16 protein-coding genes are annotated in these 20,789 nt (G+C 63.5%); 13 read left to right on the top strand and 3 right to left on the bottom strand.

Going from position 1 to position 20,789, the window contains the following annotated elements; all coding sequences use genetic code 11:
* Positions 1-39: 39 nt before the first annotated feature.
* The 4 genes from PQQ51_RS23210 (at position 40) to PQQ51_RS23195 (ending at position 6,687) form a co-directional block, all read left to right on the top strand.
* Complete coding sequence (locus PQQ51_RS23210; protein WP_408499191.1) at positions 40-453, top strand: Ros/MucR family transcriptional regulator; 414 nt, start codon at positions 40-42, stop codon at positions 451-453.
* Between the two features lie 172 nt (positions 454-625).
* Complete coding sequence (locus tag PQQ51_RS23205; RefSeq protein WP_408499190.1) at positions 626-1,657, top strand: helix-turn-helix domain-containing protein; 1,032 nt, start codon at positions 626-628, stop codon at positions 1,655-1,657.
* A 219-nt stretch (positions 1,658-1,876) separates the two neighbouring features.
* A complete protein-coding gene (locus tag PQQ51_RS23200; RefSeq protein ID WP_408499189.1) occupies positions 1,877-3,583 on the top strand; it encodes a helix-turn-helix transcriptional regulator in 1,707 nt (568 codons plus the stop codon).
* Positions 3,580-6,687, top strand: a complete 3,108-nt coding sequence (locus tag PQQ51_RS23195; protein WP_408499188.1) for an ATP-binding protein — start codon at positions 3,580-3,582, stop codon at positions 6,685-6,687. Before PQQ51_RS23200 ends, PQQ51_RS23195 begins: the two co-directional genes overlap by 4 nt.
* Here PQQ51_RS23195 and PQQ51_RS23190 read toward each other — a convergent pair.
* Entirely contained in the window at positions 6,684-9,779 is a 3,096-nt protein-coding gene (locus PQQ51_RS23190) for an AAA family ATPase (RefSeq protein WP_408499187.1), read from the bottom strand. The two genes, PQQ51_RS23195 and PQQ51_RS23190, sit on opposite strands and share 4 nt — an antisense overlap.
* A gap of 341 nt (positions 9,780-10,120) precedes the next feature.
* Here PQQ51_RS23190 and PQQ51_RS23185 point away from each other — a divergent pair, with 341 nt between their 5' ends.
* From PQQ51_RS23185 to PQQ51_RS23170, 4 genes are all read left to right on the top strand, one after another.
* The gene (locus PQQ51_RS23185) at positions 10,121-10,921 is read left to right on the top strand and encodes an acetoacetate decarboxylase family protein (RefSeq protein ID WP_408499186.1); all 801 of its coding nucleotides are present in this window, start codon (positions 10,121-10,123) and stop codon (positions 10,919-10,921) included.
* A gap of 94 nt (positions 10,922-11,015) precedes the next feature.
* Entirely contained in the window at positions 11,016-11,390 is a 375-nt protein-coding gene (locus PQQ51_RS23180) for a tautomerase family protein (RefSeq protein ID WP_408499185.1), read from the top strand.
* A gap of 33 nt (positions 11,391-11,423) precedes the next feature.
* Positions 11,424-13,133 carry a thiamine pyrophosphate-dependent enzyme gene (locus PQQ51_RS23175; RefSeq protein WP_408499184.1) on the top strand — a complete coding sequence of 570 codons (1,710 nt, stop codon included), beginning with the start codon at positions 11,424-11,426 and terminating at the stop codon, positions 13,131-13,133.
* Positions 13,134-13,155: 22 nt separating this feature from the next.
* Positions 13,156-13,569, top strand: coding sequence for a DUF3331 domain-containing protein (locus PQQ51_RS23170; RefSeq protein WP_408499183.1), 414 nt, complete (start codon positions 13,156-13,158; stop codon positions 13,567-13,569).
* Position 13,570: 1 nt separating this feature from the next.
* On the opposite strand, the gene PQQ51_RS23165 is transcribed toward PQQ51_RS23170, so the two are convergent.
* Positions 13,571-14,020, bottom strand: a complete 450-nt coding sequence (locus tag PQQ51_RS23165; protein WP_408499182.1) for a hypothetical protein — start codon at positions 14,018-14,020, stop codon at positions 13,571-13,573.
* A 10-nt stretch (positions 14,021-14,030) separates the two neighbouring features.
* Here PQQ51_RS23165 and PQQ51_RS23160 point away from each other — a divergent pair, with 10 nt between their 5' ends.
* The gene (locus PQQ51_RS23160) at positions 14,031-15,233 is read left to right on the top strand and encodes a lactonase family protein (protein ID WP_408499181.1); all 1,203 of its coding nucleotides are present in this window, start codon (positions 14,031-14,033) and stop codon (positions 15,231-15,233) included.
* Positions 15,234-15,649: 416 nt separating this feature from the next.
* Here PQQ51_RS23160 and relB read toward each other — a convergent pair whose 3' ends face one another.
* Entirely contained in the window at positions 15,650-16,252 is a 603-nt protein-coding gene (relB, locus tag PQQ51_RS23155; protein WP_408499180.1) for a type II toxin-antitoxin system RelB family anti-toxin, read from the bottom strand.
* 157 nt (positions 16,253-16,409) lie between these two features.
* On the opposite strand from relB, the gene glnT reads away from it, so the two are divergent.
* The 4 genes from glnT to PQQ51_RS23135 are packed head-to-tail and all read left to right on the top strand — an operon-like array spanning position 16,410 to position 20,782.
* On the top strand, positions 16,410-17,798 hold the full coding sequence (glnT, locus tag PQQ51_RS23150) for a type III glutamate--ammonia ligase (protein ID WP_408499179.1): 1,389 nt from the start codon (positions 16,410-16,412) through the stop codon (positions 17,796-17,798).
* 11 nt (positions 17,799-17,809) lie between these two features.
* A complete protein-coding gene (locus PQQ51_RS23145) occupies positions 17,810-18,718 on the top strand; it encodes a class II glutamine amidotransferase (protein WP_408499178.1) in 909 nt (302 codons plus the stop codon).
* Positions 18,706-19,395 carry a GltB/FmdC/FwdC-like GXGXG domain-containing protein gene (locus tag PQQ51_RS23140; protein ID WP_408499177.1) on the top strand — a complete coding sequence of 230 codons (690 nt, stop codon included), beginning with the start codon at positions 18,706-18,708 and terminating at the stop codon, positions 19,393-19,395. The genes PQQ51_RS23145 and PQQ51_RS23140 overlap by 13 nt, the downstream gene beginning before the upstream one ends.
* A 25-nt stretch (positions 19,396-19,420) precedes the next feature.
* Positions 19,421-20,782, top strand: coding sequence for an FMN-binding glutamate synthase family protein (locus PQQ51_RS23135; RefSeq protein WP_408499176.1), 1,362 nt, complete (start codon positions 19,421-19,423; stop codon positions 20,780-20,782).
* Positions 20,783-20,789 lie beyond the last annotated feature (7 nt).

The raw sequence follows: 20,789 nt of genomic DNA, 5'->3' as shown, positions 1-20,789 counted from the left end.
ACTCACTGACGCAAAGCTGTCTTGCCCGCGAGGCCGCCCATGACGGCACGCTCTCACCTGGTCGAGCTGACCGCCGAAATCGTCGCGAGCTTCGTGTCGTGCAATCCGCTGCCGGCCGCCGATCTGGCCGCGTTCATTTCCAGCACCCATGCCGCGCTCGCCGCGCTGCGCGACCCGGGCGACGACGCAAATCCGTCGGCCGAAGCAGCGGTTCCGATCGACGAATCGATCCACGACGACTACCTGGTTTGCCTCGAGGACGGCCGCAAGCTGAAGTCGCTCAAACGCCATCTGCAGCACCGTTATGGAATGACGCCCGATCAATATCGCGCGAAATGGGGGCTGCCCGCCGACTATCCGATGGTCGCGCCCGCTTACTCGATGCTGCGCTCGACCATTGCGAAGAATCATCCCGCCGGCGCGATCAAACCGCGGCGTCCTGCCAAATCCTGATGCGACGAAAGAGAAAGGTGGACGTAATCGCGCCGGGGCGTTTCACCCATTCGAGGGATACCGCAGCGGTCGCGGTGTCGCGCATGATGCTCATCAATGAAAGCGGCGCGCGGGGAGGGCGCTGCTAATCCGTCGGCGCCGCGAGCGCGCGCCGCATGACAGGAGTAGCACCATGTCCAGACAGTCACAGGACGCGGCGCGCGTTCGCCAGGCAACCTGTCCGGATACAGGAAGCGGCTTGGGCGCACGCCCGTGCGCGAGCGAGCGTTCGATCGTACGGGCTGAGGAGCGTTGGCGCTGCGCGCCGTTTTCCGCGCTCGATACCGCGGCGGCGGATCGCATCCTCGCCGGAAGCTGGGGCGCGGACGCGGAAGAGCCGCATGAAGTGTCGAGCGCGGGCGACGAGCGCTTCTACACGATCGGCATCAGCCTGACGGCCACCACGCTGACGTTTCAGCATGACGGCCGGATTCTCTGCGACGGTCCGCTGATGCCCGGTTCGATCCAGATCACCGGACCCGGCGAAAGCGTCAAGGCTGCTTACGCGTCGCCGTGCCGCGTGATGCATCTGTTCATCGCGCCGGCGCTGTTGTCGCGCCGCTATGACGAAGCCGAAGGGCAACTCGCGCGACCCGATCTGTCGAGCCAGAGTCCGCGCATCTTTCGCGACATCGCGATCGAGCGGCTGGCGCTCGCGCTCCAGGACGCGAATCCGCTCGCCGATACGTTCGGCCGCATGTATGCGGACAGCGTCTGCGATGCGATCGTGGCGCGCTTGCTGGCCCGGCGCGCGGACGGCGCGGCGTCGAAGAGCGCGCCGTTGCCGCGCTGGCGTTTGCGCCGCGCCATCGATTTCATCGAAGCCAATCTCGCGAATCCGATCGGCCTCGCCGAAGTGGCGGCCAGCACCGGGCTCACGCGGATGCATTTCGCCGCGCAGTTTCGTTCGACGACCGGCTTTTCCCCCCACGCTTACCTGCTGCGGCGCAGGCTCGACCATGCGCAGATGCTGCTGCGCTCGTCGGAGTTCAGCGTGCTCAACGTTGCGCTCAGTTGCGGCTTCAATTCGCATGCGCATTTCACGGCGGTCTTCAAGCGGATGCTCGGCGAGCCGCCTAACGTGTGGCGTACGCGGATGCGGGTGCAAGGCGGCCGGCCGACGGATGAGCCGCTGGTCCATGCGCCGGCTGAGGCAGTTGAATGAAGCGCTGCTTGACGGCGGCCATCCCGCCCGCGAATAGCGCCGTCTAGCGGTTGTGAGCCACCGGTTAGTCCGCGGACTTCCCGTATAAGCCGCGTCACAACCGGGCCATTACCGAAAAATGACCGAATCATCACGCTTCGCGACGACGTCAGGTTTAGTCTGGGCGGCATCTTTACTCGTCGAGTCATTGCGACGAGCGAGTGTCCCGCCGGAGCCCGCATGAACGACGTCGTAGCGCACGAAAGCATTTCGAAATCTGGCCGGTCGCAGCCAGGCGCGCCGAGCCCTTGCGTTTCGTCCGAGGCGGGCGCGCTGCACGTGATCGCCGCAGCGCGTCTGCCAGTAGGCGTTTGCGTCGCCGAGATTCCGTGGATGGCTCGCCATGGCGGCGCGCGGGTCGGCATCGGCTTTGCGAAACTCAGGCTCGATATCGAACGCGCATGGCAGAGCGCGATGCGCGTCGATTGCCATGAGGCGCTCGTCATCGCGGACCTGATCGAACACCAGGCGACCCGCCTGTCCGCTTCGGCCGCCAAGGCGCTGCGTTGCGAGATCGCGGCATTGCGGGCCGTGGCATTCGTGCTGCAGGACGACGAAGCGGCTGCGTTGGCGGCCGCATGGTCCGCGCGCGGCGCTCACGCCACCGCGACGACCGCGCACGTCGCGCTGACCGTGTGCCGCAGCGTGTATTGGCGGCTCGGCGATCTGGAGAGCTTCTACGCGGTGGAGCGCTTCAAGCCGGGTCACCAGCCCACCCGCAGGCAAACGGTGTCCACGCTGTTCGATCTGGGACTGGACGCCGCAGTCGCGCTCGACCAGATGCACTTCGGCGCGGCGCGTCTGCTCGCTGCGCACGCGCTTGAACGCGGGCGGTGCCTCGTCGGCACGCACCCGCTGGCGGACACGTTTCCGGTATGCGTCATCGCGCAAGTGCTCTATGAACAGGGACAGGTGGACGAAGCCGAGGCGCTGCTCGTCGCGCGGATCGCGGGCATCCGCGAATGCTGTACGGTCGAAAGCGCGCTGCGTGCGCATGGATTGCTCGCGCGCATTGCCGCAAGCCGTGGGCAGCATGGCAGGGCACTCGTGATTCTCAGTGAAGCCGAGGCGCTCGGCGTGCGGCGCCGCTGGCCGAGACTGCGGGCGGCGAGTCTCGCGCACCAGGTGGAGATCGAGGCCGGCTGCGGGCGCGTCGAACAGGCCGCGAACTGCTTGCAGCGCCTCGCCGAACTCGCGGATGAATCGCGAGCCGCAAGCAGCAACGTGCGCGTCGAGATCGCGCGTTTTCACACGGTCGCGGAGGTGCGTCTTGCGCTGGCGCATTCGCCGTGCGCGGGCAATGTCGATGTCGATGTCGATGTCGATGCCGTGCGGCAGGTTCATCGCGACATGGTTCGCCGCGGCCGTCTCTACGCGGCGGTGGCCGTCGAGCTGTTGCTCGTCGACGCGTTGCTCGCGAGCGGGCAACGCGACGAAGCGCTCGAACGGCTCGTCGGCGTGCTCAGGCGCGCGCCTGTCGTGGGTTTGCATCAAACGCTCGTCGATTGCAGCGCGCGCGTCGCCGAGCTGATCGACGCGATCGTGCAGCGGCGGATCGTTGCGCCCGGCGATATCGGGGAGCTGTTGCCGTATGCGAGAATGCTGCGGCAGCATCGACGTGACGTCAGCGAAGCCAATGAGCCGTTCGCGATACGACGCCCCAACGTGGGCGCGGGAATCACCGAACGCGAGCGCCTCATCGTCGCGCTGATGGGGCGAGGGCTGTCCAACAAGCAGATCGCGGTCGAGCTCGGCATCGCGCCCGAAACCGTCAAATCTCACGCGAAGCATCTTTACACCAAACTGTCGGTCAGAAACCGGACCGAGGCGGTCGCGCTCGCGACACGCCTCGGTTTGCTTCACGCACCGAGGAGTTCTGCCGTTTGAATCCCGACTGTCGCACCCGAATCTCACTCCACTTTGCCGGCTTCAGGCTGGACCTGTCCAATCAATGCGTGTGGCGTTTGAATCCGGGTCAATCCGCTAGCCGCATCGACTTGCCGCCGAAAACATTCGCCGTGCTGCGTCATCTCGTCGAGCATCCGCAGCGGCTCGTGTCGTCTGAAGCGCTGCTCGAAGCGGTATGGCCGGACGTGCATGTGCAGCCCGAGGTGCTCAAGGGGCACATCGCGGCGATCCGCCGTGCGTTGGGCGACAGCGCGGAGCGTCCGCGCTATGTGGAAACGCATCGCGGGCGTGGCTATCGCTTCATCGCACCCGTCGATACGTTTGCAGCGGGCGGCCAGTCAGGCCTTCTCGCGCACAGCGCGGAACGGTTCGTGGGCCGCGTGTCCGAACTCGCTGCATTGCTGGGCGCACACCAACGCGCGCAGGCGGGCACGCGGCAGATCGTGTTCATCGCCGGCGAGGCGGGAATCGGCAAGACGGCGCTCGTCGACGGGTTTCTTGCCGATGTATCCCGCGGCGACACGCGTGTATTGAGCGGCGGATGTGTGGAAGGCTACGGCGGGACCGAGCCGTACTATCCGCTGCTCGAGGCGCTAGGCCGTCTATGCCGCGGCGCGGGTGGAAAAGAAGTGCGCGACGCGCTCGTGGCAATCGCGCCCACGTGGGCGCTGCTGATGCCCGCTCATGTGCCGGCCGACATCCGCGCAACGTTGCTCGCACAGACGATCGGCGCCGGCAGGCAGCGGATGATGCGCGAAATCTGCGATCTGCTGCGAGCGCTGGCGGTAGAACGTCCGCTACTGATCGTGCTCGACGATTTGCAGTGGGCGGATTTTTCGACGATCGACATGCTGTCCGCGATCGCGCGGCTCGAGGGCCCCTGGCGGCTCATGCTGGTGGCCGTTTACCGCAACGACGAAGCGGCATCTGTCCAACATCCGGTGATAAAACTCAGTCACACGCTGCTGCTGCGTGGCGCGTGCGAACTCATCGAACTCGCGCCGCTCAAGCCCGACGCGATCGGCGCGTGGCTCACGCACGGCGCCAGCCTGAATCCGCTCGACGAGGAACTCGCGCATCTGGTCGCCGACCGCTCCGGCGGCAATCCGCTGTACATGCAGGCGATTCTCGACCATCTGCACGAGCAGGCGCTGGTGGAACCGACGCCTGACGGCTGGCATCTGCGCGCGAGCGCTACGCAGTTGCACGGCGCGCTGCCGCGCACGATCGCCCAGGTCATCGAGATGGGCATCCAGCGGCTGACGCCTGCGGCACAACGTGCACTCGAAGCGGCGAGCGTGGCGGGATTGACGTTCGCCTCGGCGACGACGGCCGAAGCAGCCGCGATGAGCGTCGAGGCCTTTGAAGACCTGTGCGACGAACTGGCCCGCCGCGGCCAGTTCGTTCGCCGCGCCGGCGTTCGGACCTTGCCCGATGGCTCCGGCACACAGTTGTTCAGCTTTGCACACGCGCTGGTTCGCAGCGTGTTCTACGACCGCCAGGGGCTGACGCGGCGCTCCAGGTCGCACCGGCTGATCGGTGAGCAACTCGAGCGGCTGTTCCTCGCGGGGCAGCGCGGCAGCATTGCCGCGGAGCTTTGCTGGCATTTCGCGGACGCGCGGCAATGGGACAAGGCGCTCGACTATGTGCAAATCGCGTTGCAAACGGCGAAGGTGCGCTGCGCGTATCGCGAGGCCCTCACGGTGCTCGATCAGGCCGATACGCTGCTCGCGCGACTGCCGGCGGACTTGCGCTCGCTCAGGCGTATCGAATTCGTCGAAGCGCGCGCGGCGCTCTTTGCCGCCGCCCACGATCCGCAGGCAGTCGACGCGTATCGCATGCTGCACGAACAGGCCACGCAGCTCGGCAAGATCGAAGTGCAACTGCGCGCGCTGCTCGGTCTCGCGTACGTGCTGAGCTGGAGCGGTCAGACACGCTCGGTGGCCTGCCTCGACGAGGCGCTTGCGCTCGCGGCGTCCTATCCGGATCGGCGTGTCAGTGCGTCGACGCAGATCGCGTGTCATGTCCGGCGTATCTGGACGCAAGGTTGGCGTGCCGCCGACGCGCAGCACTGTGCGCATGCGCTCGCCACGTTGCGCGAGGTGGGCGATCCGGTATCGATGGCGAAAGCGAACCTCGAACACTGCATGCTGCTGATGGTGTCGACGCAATACCGCACGGCGTTGAACACCGCGCAGACGAGCTATCAGGTGCTGTACGGGCATGCGGTCGTTCATCCGGGTTTCGATATCGCACGCGGCACGTGGATGGTGCGCCTCGGGGTCGCGTGGGCGCATATGTCGGTGGGCGATCTGGGCCGTTCGCTCGACGAGTTCGATCGCGGCATCCGCGACTATCACGACAACGGCAATTACTTTGCAGCGCGCACACTGCAGGTTTACCGCGGCTGGTTGCTGGTCCATACGATGGACTTCGAAACCGTGGTCGAACTCGACCGGCAGTTCAGCGCAGCGGCGGATCGGCCGGGGTCCGACGCCGAGGTCCGCGAGCGCGCCGCTTTTCTGCCGCCGCAGCAGCGCGTCTGGACCATTCTCGCCGGGCTGGCTCACGCAGGGCTCGGCGAGAACGCCGCTGCCGCCGCGCGTTTCGCCGAAGCCGAACGGCTGATGGAAAACGAGCCGATCATGTTCGACTGGTACTGGCGCCTCGCGCTCGAATGGGGCTGGGCGGACCTCGCGATTGCGGGTGACGATCGCGATGCGTCGCAGCATCGCGCGCACCGCTTCCTCGAACGCGCGCTCGCCACCGAAGAACGCACCTGGCAAGCGCTGGCGTGGGACACCATGGCAAGAGCGTCGTTGAACGAGGGCGATCTGGCGCGCGCGGCGGGTCATCTGAAGGCCGCGTTTTCGGCAACCGAAGGCTTCGAGACGCCGCTCGCGAACTGGCGTCTGCAGCGCACGTCGGCGTGGCTGCATGAAGCACGTGGCGACACGCAGCGCATGGCCGTTGCGCGACAGTGCTGCATCGAATCACGGGCCCGGCTTGCCGGTTCGATCTCGCAGGGAACCGGGATCGGCCGGCGTCTCGCGGCGCAGCCCGCGGATCAGTTTGCAGACTAGCTGTCTGCCCCCAGCGTGTCGCGCAGACGATGCCCGGCGGGCAAGCTTGCCGTCAGCGCCGCCTTTTTGCTTGCCGCGAGGGCCGCGTGGCGAGCCGCCAATTGCGCGTCACCGCTCGCGCTGTAGGCTTCACTCGCCGTGCGATGGATGCGCCAGTCCGCGAGCGGGGTCTGGAAGTGCTGGGTGGCCGCAATCGCTTTCTCCGTGCAATGCACGGCGTCCGTCACTGCACCGACTTGCAGCGCGACACGCGCCTGTACTTCCCACGCGAGGCCGTGCCACGTGCGCTCTTCCGTGCCGGTTGCCAGCTTGACCAGGCGAGCGGCATGCGTGATCGCTTCGTCCGGCTTTTCTTCCATCAGCGCAAGGTTCGCGAGTCCCCATTCGAGCGACAGCCGCCAGTACCAGTCGAAAATCACCGGTTCGTCATCCATGCGCTGCATCACGTCGAGCAGATGAATCCGTGCCGCGTGGCTGTCGCCGAGGCCCAGGTAAGCCAGGCCCTTCAGGAGAATACCGAGCCGCTGCTCCGCGGGCAGTGTCGAGCGGTGTCCGGTGGTTCTGGCCGGCAATCCGGCCGGTAACTCGGCCGGTAACTCGACGATAACCTGCTGACAGGACTCCAGCATCGCATCGAAGTCCAGCGCATGAAATTGCAGCCAGCAGCGATACAGCGTGAGCGTATCGGCGCCATATTGATTGCCGTTCGCGGCGAACATCGCAATCGCACGGTCGAACTCCCGCTCCGCGCGCCCGAACTCGCCCAGATACAACAGCGTCCAGGGCACGCCGAGATTGACCATCCAGGTGGCGCGGGCCATGTTGAACTCGGGCCGGTTCTCGTCGTTGTCGACGAGGAACTGGTAGTTCGCGAGAATCTTGTCCTGAGCCTGCTGATAGCGTGCGGACACCATCAGCACCATCGCGTATTCGCATTGCGACCAGGCGGTCGTGAACGGATCGTCGCCGTTACGCAATGCTTCGAGTGCAGCGTCGCACTGATCAATGTCTTCGGCGCTCCAGCCGCGCACCCACATTCGCCAGACATAGCAACTGATGCGCGTGCGGGCCTGCTGCTGCGCATCGGTTTGCTGTTCGCTGAGCGCAAGCGCTTCGTCGATGATCCGGCTGCAGCGGAGCTGATCGCGCCAGCTATAAGCGTAAGCGAGGCTCAGCAGCGCGCGGCTCTGGATGTCGATCAGACCGAGTTGCGCGGCACGCGCCGCCAGTTGCTCGCATGTCTCGCGTGCGCGCCGGTCATGCGCCGCGGTATAGATCGATGCGCGCCCCTCGAGGAATTCAGCTTCCGCCGCGGCCCGTGCGTCGCCCGGCAGATTGGCGGCCAGCATCATCGCGCGATCGAGAATGGCGAGCGCATCGTTATAGGCGAGGCGTTTTTTCGCTGTCTGGATCGCGATCCGCAGATAGCCGAGCGCGCGCGACCATTGCCTTGCGGCCGCGAAATGCTGGGCCAGCTCGGCCGCAATGCTGCCACGTGCTTCGGGCGCGCAACGCGCTTCGAGGGTCTGCGCGATCCGAAGATGCGAATGCGCGGTACGCAGTGCGCCCTGACGCTCGTAGAAGGTCTGCCGGTACATCGTATGGCGGAATGCGAAGGTGCGCGCCGCGACCTGATGATCGAGCGGTGCAGGCGCCTCGCGGCGGATGAAACTTTCCTGCCGGCACAACGCCTCGCACATCTCCTCGAAACATTCCTGGCTTAACTGGGCCACGGGAGCGACGACGGTCGCGTCGAAGCTGAGCCCTGCCACACTGGCCGCCTCGAGAACGCGCTGCTGATCGTGCGTGAGCCGTTGAATGCGATGTTCGATCACCTGGCTTAGCGTCAGCGGCACTTCGAGCCGCACTTCGGACGGTGACACATGCAGTTTCCAGCCATCCGGCGTGGACTGCGCGATTCCTTGCGCAACCAGATGATCGAGCGTCGCCACCATGAAGAGCGGATTGCCGCCGGAGCGCTCGCGCACGAACTGCGCGAGTTCATTTTCGTGTGCCTGCTCCGGCGTTGGCGTGTGCGCTTGTTGCCCTTTGCCTTGCAGGTATTCGGCGATCGCACCTTGGGTTAGCGGTCCGAGCACGATGTCATGACACAGCTTCTGCAAGCCGAGGTCGCGATTCAGGCGGCCCAGTGGGTGACGAGCGACTTCCACGTCTTCGGGGCGATAGGTGGCCACCACCATCACGCGTGCATGGGTGCGGTGACGGGCGATAGCGGAGAGCATGTCGACGGTCGAATAGTCCGACCAATGAAGATCTTCGAAGACGAGCGCAATGGGCTTCTGCACCGACAGCGCGGCCAGAAACTCGCAGATTTCCCGCAGCATCCGACCGCTGACGGCGCCGATCAACTGGCGTTGCAGCGCAGCGCGGTGCCGCTGCGGCACTGAACCGGGAAGCTGCGCGGCCCAGGTCGGAGCAATCGAAACCAGACTGCGCGTAATGGCTGCGCCCGCGTCGCCACGCACCAGTTGGGCGAGGGCTTCGAGAACGGGGTAATACGGCTCGGTGCCACCGTAACCCTCCACGCAGCGCCCGAGAGAAATCAATACGTCGCCACGGCCGTCGAGAGATTCCAGGAACTGGTTGACGAGCGTCGTCTTGCCGATGCCCGGTTCTCCGGCGACGAACACCACGCGCGACTCTCCTGCGCAGGCTTCGTCGAATAGCGCTTTGAGTTTGCTTAACTGCGGCGCGCGTCCGACGATCGTGCCATCAGCCGTTTTCTCTGCATCTGCGGCATGAACGGACGGCTGGACAAGCACGGGCGCGATGAATCGATAGCCGCGGCCGCGAAGCGTTTCGATGAATCTGGGGTTGGCCGGATCGTCGCCGAGCGCGGCGCGTATCGACAGCATGTGCCCCTTCAGCACTTCCGGTTGCACGAGAACGTTTTGCCAGAGCGCGTCGAGAAATTCGTCGTGCGTGACGAGGCGGCCGGCGTTGTCGACCAGATACTGAAGCATGTCGTACGCGCGAGGCCTGAGGTTGAGCCGGCGCTCGCCCGCGTCGGGTAGCGATTGCCAGACACACTGATTGGCTCGGTCAAGCCGGAAAGGCGGGAAATCGCTCACGTTTGTCTCCGGCCGTACGGCGCGTCTATTTCTGATATCCAGCGGATTCTATACCGGCAAAATAGCCGCGGAAACCTTGGATGTACCGATAAGCGCACGTCGGGAGCGCGGTTTCAGTCGATGACATCGCCCCCCGATCGGGGGATAGGACGCAATAACGCCTACGACAATAATGGTTCATGGCAATGGACCGAAGGGGAGGGTGTCCGGCCGACATGCACCTTCGAATGGTCGGCGTCAGGCAATGCGCGCTGGTTGTCGAGAAGTTGCCGAGGAGTTGCCGGGAATGCCCGCCCCCATGAACAGCGACTTCCGGTCGCCCCAATCGAGGACCCAACAAAATGACTAAAGCGTTTTCAGTTCCTGTCACGCCGCAAGGCAAGTCCGCGCTGGCGACGTTGCCGCCGTGGCACTACTCGAGCGATTGCATCGCGATCGAATACTGGACCGACCCGAATGCGATCGCGGCGCTGCTGCCGCCGGGCGTCACGGTGGACGAGAAGTCTGCCGGCCGCGCGTTCTTCTGGTTTCTCGACTGGCAGTTCACCGGCTCCAACGACGAATTGACGGACCCGGCTCGCTATCAATACCGTGAGGCGTTCGTTCTGGTTGAAGCGGTCTTCGACGGTGTGCCGGTCAACTACTGTCCGTACATCTTCGTCGATAACGATGCCGCTATCGCCCGCGGTTGGGCGCAAGGCTTTCCGAAGAAACTGGCGAGCGTCTATCAGACCCGCAGCTTCTCCGCGCCCAGCCTCGCCGCAGCGCCGCTTGCCAAGGGCAGCCGCTTCGGCGCCAGTGTGTCAGCGCACGGGGAACGCCTTGCAACCGCCCGTATCCAGCTCGACGAAGCCGTGACCGATCCGACGACGGTTTTCAACCGGCCGACGACGATGCGCCGCTACTTTCCTCAACTCGCGGCGGGACTTCAGGAGAAGCCGCCGGTCGACGAACTGACCATGTCGCTCACGGACAATCTCGCGATCGTGGATGTCTGGGCCGGATCGGCGGAACTGAAGATTCCCGAGGTCGCCGGCGAGGAGATGCATCTGATTGCACCGGTGCGTGTCGGGCGCGGGTACCGGCTTGGCATGGCGTACTCCGTGACGGATTTGCGCATTCTGAAGAACTACGTTGAATGAACGGTGCGACGGCCTCCCGAATTAGCGGAGGCCTCGATATTTGCACGCGTCGCGGTATGGATGCTCGTACAACGTCCGCATAGGAATTGCTCGAATGCCGCTCTACACATTGATTACTCAGGATGGCGTGCTCAGCAGCGAGGCCAAGGCCACGCTCGCGGCCGAATTGACCCATCTGCATTCTGAATACTCCGGTGTGCCGAAGAATTGGGTGCATGTGGTGTTTCAGGAATATGCGCCGGGCAACGGGTTCACGGCCGGCGAAGCGGCGGCCACTGCCGCGCTGACGCTTCTGATCCGAACCGGACGCACAGCCGACTATAAACGGGGCTTGCTGCAGCGTCTGTGGACATTGTTTCAGCGCGCGACGGGGGCGCCCGACGATCAGATTGTCATCGGCATTCAGGAGGTGCCGCCCAGTCAGGCGATGGAGATGGGACAGATCATGCCGGACGTCGTGGGCGAATAGGCGACGGCGCAGCGTATTCTCAGGAGAACATAAATGAGCAAGAAAGTGGCCGAAGTCATTGTGGATACGCTCGCGTCGGCGGGCGTCAAGCATTGCTACGGGATCGTGGGCGACACGCTCAATCTCATCGCTCACCACATCAACGAGAGCGAGATCGAGTGGGTCCATGTGCGTCACGAGGAGGCGGGAGCATTCGCCGCCGAAGGCGAAGCCATGTTGACCGGCAACCTGACCGCCGTAGCAGGAAGCTGCGGCCCCGGGAGTCTTCACTTCATTAACGGCTTGGTGGACGCGAACCGCAATCGGGCTCCGGTGATCCTGATCGCAACCCAGGTGGCGAGCGAGGAGCTCGGCTTCAACTTTCCGCAAGAGGTCGACTTCAAGGCGATCTACGGATCGTGCAGCGTTTTCTGCGACATGATCATCACGCCGGAGCAGGCGCGACGCAAGACCGTGATTGCCTGCCAGACCGCCATTGCGAAGGGCGGGGTGGCCGTGCTGATCGTGCCGGTCGACATCGCCCATGCGAATACGAGCGATAGCGTTCCGTATTCGGTACACACGAATGTGCCCGTGGTGCGCCCGAGCGATGCCGATCTCGATCGTGTTGCCGACATCCTCAACTCCGGCGAAAAGATCACGATTTATGGGGGCTCAGGATGCCGTGGCGCTCACGCTGAAATCCTTGCGGTAGCGGAGCGGCTCAATGCGCCTATTGCGCACACTTCGCGCGCCAAGGACGTGCTCGAGCACGATAACCCGTACAACGTCGGCATGACCGGCATTATCGGCGGCGAAGCGGGCTATCTGGCGGTATCCGAATGCGACACCTTGTTGATGCTCGGCGCCGACTTCGCGTGGCGGCAGTTCTATCCTGAGAAGGCAAAAATCGTTCAGATCGACCTCGCGCCCGATCACCTCGGCCGCCGGCATCCGGTTGAGTTAGGGCTGGTCGGCGACATCAAATCCACGATGGAGGCGTTGCTGCCGCGCCTGAAATCGCGCAGCGCAACCACGTTCCGCGACAAGCTCGTCCAGCGGCATGCCGCTGCGCTGGAAACCCACCGCTCCAAGGCCGTGGCGTCGGACCGGGGAACGATTCCGCCTATCTATCTGACCGAGCTGATCAACCGGCATGCCGCGAGCGATGCGCTCTTTTGCGCCGACGATGGAACGCCCACTGTGTGGCTATATCGTCACATCGAGACGAATGGAAAGCGCCGCGTGTTTTCGAGTCTGCTTCACGGCACGATGGCGGCGGCGCTGCCCATGTCGTTGGGGTTGCAGAAGTGCCAGCCAGGACGTCAGGTGATTTCCATGTCAGGCGATGGCGGCCTCGCGATGCTGTTCGGCGAGTTGATGACGGCCGTGCAGGAGAAGCTGCCCATCAAGGTGGTCGTGTTCGACAACGGCAAGCTTGGATTTATCGACATCGAACAGAAGTCCGAAGGCATGCTTCCGCTCTATACCGGCCTGCAAAATCCGGACTTCGGCAAAGTTGCCGAAGCGATTGGATTCTGGGGGCGCACGGTGACACAAGCCGATGAGCTCGAAGAGGCTGTCGTCACATGGTTGAACGAGCCCGGTCCGGCGCTTCTGAACGTCAAGGTCGATACGATGACGCTCGTGATGCCGCCGAAAATAGAGTGGGGCTCCGCATACGGAATGGTCCTCTATTCAGCGAAAGCGATGCTGCAGGGGCAGTCCGCGGATGTGTTCGCGATGATCCGCGAAAACTTATAGGACTTGCTTCAAGGAGCGCGTCATGAAGGATGCCAGCGACATCGACCGCGCCTGGGTCCACATCGTGGCGCTTCTTAATGCTGATTTCAGCGCTGATCTCAGCGCCGATAGCTGCGCCACGTCGCCGATGCACCGGCCTGCTCGCGCAGACTATCGTCATGCCGCTTACAGAAGGTGCGCAATCCAGGTGCTGGAGCGAAGGAGCCGGACCATTGCCACCGTCGCATGGAGCGACCCGACCGCGTGCCGCTATGGCGAACAGATCTGGCGACGCTGCGTCGCACGGAAAAGCGGCATCTGCGCACTGAGCGGGCAGGTGATAGCCCGAGGTGATGCGGTGTACCGCCCTCGAATCACGCGACACGCTCCACAAAATATCGACGCGATGATTCTCGCGTCCGTGATGGAGGGGAACGGGCCGGACGAGGGTGTTTAGTTTATTGCTCGCGGTGCCGCGACATCGGGTCAATGTTTCCGTTTATTAATAAGAAGTTGCGAAGTCTACTTGCTCTGACATAATCGCTAACAAAAAGAAGCAGTGGTTTCCCACGGAACAAGAACCAGGCATCGAGAGCAAGCGCTACCATGACGGATTTATTACGTCCCAACGGCAAGGCGACAATAACGGGGTACTCGGTCGTATCAATAGCGAAACGCCACGCCTGCGTTGCAGCCTGGGCTTTGCTGCTGACGTTGACCGCCTGCGGTGGCGATATTGCCCCGAACAATCCGTCGATTACAGCACCCGTCGCGCCCCCGGCGTCGCCGTCGCCTCCCGATAGTCCCGTCGCGCCGTCTGTTCCTTCCACGCCGAACACGCCCTCGACGTCAACGCCGACGCCGACGCCGACGCCGACATTTACAGTCGGCGGTACTGTGGCAGGCATGCCGGGCGGTGTGTCGCTCCAACTGAGTAATGGCGGCAGCGACGTCGTCGCGATTTCTGCCAATGGACCATTTGTATTTCCGACCGCACTGGCAAGTGGCGCGGCGTATTCGGTAACCGTCGCAGTTCAACCCGGCGGCCAGACATGCGTGGTGACAAACGGTGCCGGTGTAGTCGCCGCATCGAACGTCGCAGCGATTTCAGTCAATTGCGAGCAGGCGGAATTTGCGCTTGTGCCGAATCGCGCGGACGGCACGACATCGGTGTATCGAATCGACCCCTCGAGCGGCGCGCTCGGTCAGGTGCCGGGTAGTCCTTTCCCCACCGGCTCGCAGCCCACGGATATCACCGTCACGGGAAACGTTGCGTACATCGCCCAACCTGGGTCGAACACGGTACAGGGTTTCAGCATTAATGCGACTACCGGCGCACTCACGCCTATAGACGGCGGCGTGGCAGCAGGGCTATCTCCGGAATCGATTGTCAGCGACCCATCGGGTAAGTTCGTCTATGTGGCGAACGCGGGCAGCGACACCGTCACTTCGTTCAGCATCGATCCGACGAGTCATGCACTCAGCGCAGTCGATACGGAGCCGGCCGGAAGCCAACCGGTTGCGTTGGCCGTCTCTCTTACCGGCCCGTCGCTGTATGTTGCAGACGAGAGCAGCGGCTTCGATTTTAGTTTCACCACCAATACAGCGACCGGTGCATTGACCACCGCACTCGGCACACCATTCTTCGAGTGCTTTCAGCCATTCGCCATCGCTGTCGCGCCATCCGGGCAGTACGTCTATACAGTCTGTAATGGAGGCAACGATATCTCCATGCAAAACGCGAACCCGTCGACAGGTCAACTGGGCGTATCCACCACGCTCGCAGGTGTCGGCGCGTCCTCGATAACCATTACGCCGTCCGGAAAGTTCGCCTATATGGGCAAGATAGGCAGCAACACGATTCAGATATACAACGTCGGCGCAACGGACGGCCTTTTCGATCCCACAACCGTTCAGAGCGTCCAGATATCGCCGGGCTCCGAGGCCGTGCACGTCACCGTCGATCCGACCGGACGATGGTTGTATGCGCCGACAGCCGCGGGGACGGTTGCTGCATTTACGATCGACGCGACCTCGGGCGCGTTGACGGCGGTCCCAGGCAACCAGGCTCCGGCCGGCAACTCGCCGACGACTCTTGCCATCGCCCGGCCAGTACCGTAAGAACCTTGCGCATACCGGAAAATACGGCCGGCAGTCCGCAAATCGAATTCACCATCTCCCGCAACGCAGCTTCGTCCGCCCACCTGAATCAAACCACTCCGTTCGACGACTCAGCACGCGCAAGCAGCGTCGAGTCGCCCGACATGCCGCTGCAAGCAGCGCGACCACACCCATTGAGTTTGTATAAGCATTGCTGTTGAAGCGGCTTAAGTGCGCCTCTCGTTTTTGTGCAAGGTCGCACCAGCCACCCTGCACGCGTGCACCGCGGTCAGGCCGGCGTGTCGTTCAGCGCCGCAGCCGGCAATGGCGCACTACGCCGGGAGCGTTTATCAGTGGGAATCTTTGATTCACCAAGATAAACATGGCACAAAGGTTGCATTAACAGGCGAGTAGATCGTGACGAGCGCGGCGAACGATCAGTCTGCCGCGCTCGACTGCGGGTACACAAAGATCGACAGGAATTGAATCGGCGTCTTGATCAGCCGCTCAGGGCCGTGCGGTATTTCACCCTGAAAGGTGAGCGTGTCGCCGGGATGCAGGATGTACGTTTGCTGGCCGTGGCGGTATTCGATCACGCCTTTGAGCATGTGGATGAATTCGGTGCCGGGATGTTCGAACACAGGAAATCGTTCCGCCTCGTCCTCCATCGTGATCAGGAAGGGTTCGAAGAGTTTGCGCGGACCCTGGTCGTAGGCAAGCAGGTGATAGGTGTGGCCGCTTTTGGTGCCTTTGCGAACCACTTCCATACCGCCGCCTTTTTTGACGAGCTGGGCGCCGCCTTGCGGCACGTCGAAATTGCGGAACAGCATGGAGAGCGAAACGCCGAGCGCCTGGGCGATGCGGTTGAGAACTTCGAGACCCGCGGATGTTTGCGCGTTCTCGATCTTCGACAGCATGCCGCGGCTGATACCGGCCTGTGCCGAAACCTGGGCGATGGTCAGGCCGTGACGCTGGCGCAGTTCGCGGATGGTGTTACCAAGGTAGCGTTCGAGCGGCGTGTTGTCGTCACCGGTTTGCATGTAGGCCTCACGTAAAAGGAAAGCGTAGCAGATTGCAGCGCTGAGTCACGCGCGAAGAGTTTCACTATGGGAATTTTTGTTTCTTACGAATAGCCTGGCCGCGCGCATCGCGCGTGGCCTTTCCAACCCACGATAGATGCAGTTGCAAGGAGTGGCGATGAACCTGAACGATGCGAGCAAGCTGCCGGTCAACGAACTCGGATGCGTGCCCCGCTTCGGCTCGGCGGAAGAGGCGCAAGCTTATCTGACGCAGCAGGGCGTGAAGTACGTGCTGGCGCAGTTTGTGGATATTCACGGCGTGGCCAAGGCGAAGTCCGTGCCGGTCAGCCATTTGAAAAGCGTGCTGAAGGCCGGCGCCGGCTTCGCGGGGTTCGCCATCTGGGGTGTCGGCATTGCGCCGAACGGCCCCGACTACATGGCCGTCGGCGATCTGGCGACGCTCACGCCGGTGCCGTGGCAAGCGGGACTCGCTCGGATCGTCTGCGACGGTCATGTGGACGGTCAGGCGTGGCAATACGATTCGCGCGTGACGCTGAAAAAGCAGGTCGCCCGGATGAGCGAACGCAACTGGACGCTCTTTACGGGCCTCGAACCCGAATTCTCGTTGCTGCGCCGCTCGGCATCGGGCTCGCTCGAGCCGTGCGATCCCAGCGATACGCTGGCCAAACCGTGCTACGACTACAAAGGCCTGTCGCGCACGCGCGTGTTCCTGGAGAAGCTCACCGAATCGATGCGCGCGGTCGGCATCGACGTCTATCAGATCGATCACGAAGACGCGAACGGCCAGTTCGAAATCAACTACACGTACACCGATTGCCTGACCTCGTGCGATCACTACGTGTTCTTCAAGATGGCCGCCTCCGAGATCGCCAATGAACTCGGCATGATCTGCTCGTTCATGCCGAAGCCGTTTGCCAATCGCCCAGGCAACGGCATGCACATGCATATGTCGATCGGCGACGGCGAACGCAATCTGTTCGCGGATCCGTCGGACAAGCTCGGCATGGGTCTCTCGACACTCGGCTATCGATTCACCGCGGGCCTGCTCGCCCATGCACCGGCGCTGACCGCGCTATGCAACCCGACGGTGAACTCGTACAAGCGGCTGGTCGTGGGCCGCTCGCTCACGGGCGCCACGTGGGCGCCGGCATACATCAGTTACGGCGACAACAACCGGTCGACGATGGTGCGTATGCCAGGCGAGCGCATCGAACTGCGTTTGCCCGACGGCGCATGCAATCCGTATCTGGCGACGGCAGCGGTGATCGCCGCGGGACTCGACGGCGTCGACCGCGGTCTGTCGCCGGGCGAACCGGCTAACGAGAACCTGTACGACTGGTCGCCCGCGAAGCTTTCCGAACACGGTATCGGCGTGCTGCCGCAAAACCTCGAGCAGGCGCTCGACGCACTGGAGTCCGACCGCGTGATCTGCGACGCGCTCGGCCCGGTTGCCGACGAATTCCTCAAGCTCAAACGAATGGAGTGGCTCGAATACATGCGTCACGTGTCGGATTGGGAACTGAAGACTTACCTCGAATTTTTCTAAGGAGAACCACGATGTGCGGAATTGTAGGCTTGCTGGTGAAGACGCCGGCACTGCGCGAGCGGCTGGGCGAATTGATGGTGCCGATGCTGATCGGCATGACCGAGCGCGGACCGGATTCAGCGGGCCTCGCCGTATTCGGCAAACCGGTGGATGCGAGTCAGCGCAAGCTGAGCATCTATGCGGGCTTTACCGAAGAGGGCGCGGACTTCGCATGGCAGCCGTTGCTGGATGCGTTGAACGCGTCGATGGACGTCACCGCCCGCATCGATTCGAAAGGCAATCACGCGGTGCTGACCGTGCAAGGCAACGTCGAGCGGGTGAAGACGTGGCTGCGCGAACGCTACCCGAAGCTCTATCTGCTATCGAGCGGCCGTTCGATCGATCTGTACAAGGACATCGGTTCGCCGTCGCAAGTCGCGGGCCGCTATGACTTCGCGAATCTGAAGGGCTCGCATCTGGTCGGCCATACGCGCATGGCGACCGAATCCGCCGTGACGCCCGATCGCGCACACCCGTTCACGGCCGGCGACGATTTCTGCCTGGTCCACAACGGCTCGCTGTCGAACGCGCATGGCGTGCGCCGCAAGCTGGAACCGCAAGGCATCCACTTCGACACCGACAACGACACCGAAGCCGCGTGCCGCTTTCTCGAATGGCGGCTGCGCGAAGGCGATACGTTGCCGGACGCGTTGCAGAAGGGTTTCGAAGAGCTCGACGGCTTCTATACGTTCCTGATGGGCACCTCGACCGAACTCGCGCTGATTCGCGACCCGTTCGCCTGCAAGCCCGCGGTGGTCGCCGAGAACGACGATTACGTCGCGATTGCTTCGGAGTTCCGCTCGCTCGCGCACCTGCCGGATATCAAGAACGCCAAGGTCTTCGAACCTGCACCTGAGGAGATGTATGTATGGAAAGCCTGACTTTCGATCTGGCGCGCACGACGGTCCGTGAGCTGAACCAGTTTCTGCACCAACCGGCGAGCGAACTGGAAGGGCAGAAGGTGACGGTGATCACGCCCAACGGTGCGCACAACCTCGCGGTCGGCGTGGATGCGCCGCTGCAGGTGACGATTGCCGGTCACGCCGGCTACTACGCGGGCGGCATGAACAAGCACGCCACCATCGAGATCGAAGGCAGCGCGGGCACCGGCGTCGCGGAAAACATGATGAGCGGCAAGGTGCACGTGAAGGGTTTCGCGTCGAACGGCGCGGGCGCTTCCGCGCACGGCGGACTGCTCGTGATCGACGGCGACGCGGGTCTGCGGTGCGGGATTTCGCTGAAGGGCGGCGACATCGTGGTGGGCGGCTCGGTCGGCAGTTTCTCCGCGTTCATGGCGCAGGCGGGCCGCATGGTGATCTGCGGCGACGCGGGCGACGCGCTCGGCGACTCGCTCTATGAAGCGGTGCTGTACGTACGCGGCGAAGTGAAATCGCTCGGCGCCGACGCACAGTACGAACCGATGACCGACGCCGACCTCGCTGCGGTGCGCGACCTGCTGGCTGCCGCGGGTATCGACCACGACCCGGCGTCGTTCAAACGGATCGCCTCCGCCCGCACGCTCTATCACTGGAACGCCGACGCGAACCAGGAATATTGAATACACGCTCTCTGAGAAGGTCCCCATGGAAGCCAAACCCGTTCATTTCGCCCGTTTGCAGCAGGAAGAGTCGCAAGGCTACGACCGCAAGACGATCGACTATATCCACGCCGCCGCACAGCGCGGCCTCTATGAAATCCGTGGTCTGGGCGCGAAACGCCGTGTACCGCATTTCGACGATCTGCTGTTTCTCGGCGCGTCGTTGTCGCGCTATCCGCTTGAAGGCTATCGCGAGAAGTGCGCGACGCAGACGGTGCTCGGCTCGCGTTTCGCCAAAAAGCCGGTGGTGCTCGACATTCCGATCACGATTGCCGGGATGAGTTTCGGCGCGCTGTCCGCGAACGTGAAAGAAGCGCTCGGCCAGGCCGCCACCGCGATGGGCACTTCGACCACCACCGGCGACGGCGGCATGACCCAGGAAGAACGCCGCTCGTCGAAGACGCTGGTCTATCAGTGCCTGCCGTCGCGTTATGGCTTCAACCCGGACGACGTGCGCCGCGCCGACGCGATCGAAATCGTGATCGGCCAGGGTGCGAAACCGGGCGGTGGCGGCATGCTGCTCGGACAGAAGGTCAATCCGCGCGTCGCGTCGATGCGCACGTTGCCGGCGGGCGTCGATCAGCGTTCGGCGAGTCGTCATCCGGACTGGACCGGCCCTGACGATCTGACGATCAAGATTCAGGAACTGCGCGAAATCACCGATTGGGAAAAACCGATCTACGTGAAGGTCGGCGCGACCCGCACGTTCAACGACGTGAAGCTCGCGGTGCATGCGGGTGCGGACGTGGTCGTGATCGACGGGATGCAGGGCGGCACGGCCGCGACGCAGACCTGCTTCATCGAAAACGTCGGCATTCCGACGCTGGCCGCGGTTCGCCAGGCCGTGGACGCGCTCGAAGATCTGAATATGAAAGGCCAGGTACAACTGATCGTGTCGGGCGGCATCCGCACCGGTGCCGACGTGGCGAAGGCGCTGGCGCTCGGCGCGGATGCGGTGGCGATCGGGCAGGGGATGCTGATGGCGCTCGGTTGCAACAGCGATACGTACTTCCAGAACGGCGCGTTGCATCCGGCAGCGGCGGATTATGCGGCGCTGAACACGTCGCCGGGTTTCTGCCACCACTGCCATACGGGGAAGTGCCCGGTCGGCGTGACCACGCAGGACGCGGTGCTCGAACAGCGTGTGCAGCCCGATGAAGGTTCGCGCCGCGTGCGCAACTACCTGAAGACGCTGAACATGGAACTGACGACGATCGCGCGCGCCTGCGGCAAGCAGAACGTGCATCACCTGGAACCCGAGGATCTCGTCGCGCTGACGGTGGAAGCCGCGGCGATGGCGCGCATTCCGCTCGCGGGGACCTCATGGATTCCCGGATGGACCGCATGAATTAAGT

The organism is Paraburkholderia xenovorans (assembly GCF_046030735.1).
Taxonomy (GTDB): Bacteria; Pseudomonadota; Gammaproteobacteria; order Burkholderiales; family Burkholderiaceae; genus Paraburkholderia; species Paraburkholderia xenovorans_A.
This window is presented reverse-complemented; position numbering and strand designations above follow the sequence as displayed.

Bases quoted from the DNA above. Each gene is read 5' to 3' on its own strand.
- PQQ51_RS23210 (WP_408499191.1), top strand. From the start codon at position 40: ATGACGGCACGCTCTCACCTGGTCGAGCTGACCGCCGAAATCGTCGCG.
- PQQ51_RS23205 (WP_408499190.1), top strand. From the start codon at position 626: ATGTCCAGACAGTCACAGGACGCGGCGCGCGTTCGCCAGGCAACCTGT.
- PQQ51_RS23200 (WP_408499189.1), top strand. From the start codon at position 1,877: ATGAACGACGTCGTAGCGCACGAAAGCATTTCGAAATCTGGCCGGTCG.
- PQQ51_RS23185 (WP_408499186.1), top strand. From the start codon at position 10,121: ATGACTAAAGCGTTTTCAGTTCCTGTCACGCCGCAAGGCAAGTCCGCG.
- PQQ51_RS23180 (WP_408499185.1), top strand. From the start codon at position 11,016: ATGCCGCTCTACACATTGATTACTCAGGATGGCGTGCTCAGCAGCGAG.
- PQQ51_RS23175 (WP_408499184.1), top strand. From the start codon at position 11,424: ATGAGCAAGAAAGTGGCCGAAGTCATTGTGGATACGCTCGCGTCGGCG.
- PQQ51_RS23170 (WP_408499183.1), top strand. From the start codon at position 13,156: ATGAAGGATGCCAGCGACATCGACCGCGCCTGGGTCCACATCGTGGCG.
- PQQ51_RS23165 (WP_408499182.1), bottom strand. From the start codon at position 14,020: ATGCCTGCCACAGTACCGCCGACTGTAAATGTCGGCGTCGGCGTCGGC.
- relB (WP_408499180.1), bottom strand. From the start codon at position 16,252: ATGCAAACCGGTGACGACAACACGCCGCTCGAACGCTACCTTGGTAAC.
- glnT (WP_408499179.1), top strand. From the start codon at position 16,410: ATGAACCTGAACGATGCGAGCAAGCTGCCGGTCAACGAACTCGGATGC.
- PQQ51_RS23145 (WP_408499178.1), top strand. From the start codon at position 17,810: ATGTGCGGAATTGTAGGCTTGCTGGTGAAGACGCCGGCACTGCGCGAG.
- PQQ51_RS23140 (WP_408499177.1), top strand. From the start codon at position 18,706: ATGGAAAGCCTGACTTTCGATCTGGCGCGCACGACGGTCCGTGAGCTG.
- PQQ51_RS23135 (WP_408499176.1), top strand. From the start codon at position 19,421: ATGGAAGCCAAACCCGTTCATTTCGCCCGTTTGCAGCAGGAAGAGTCG.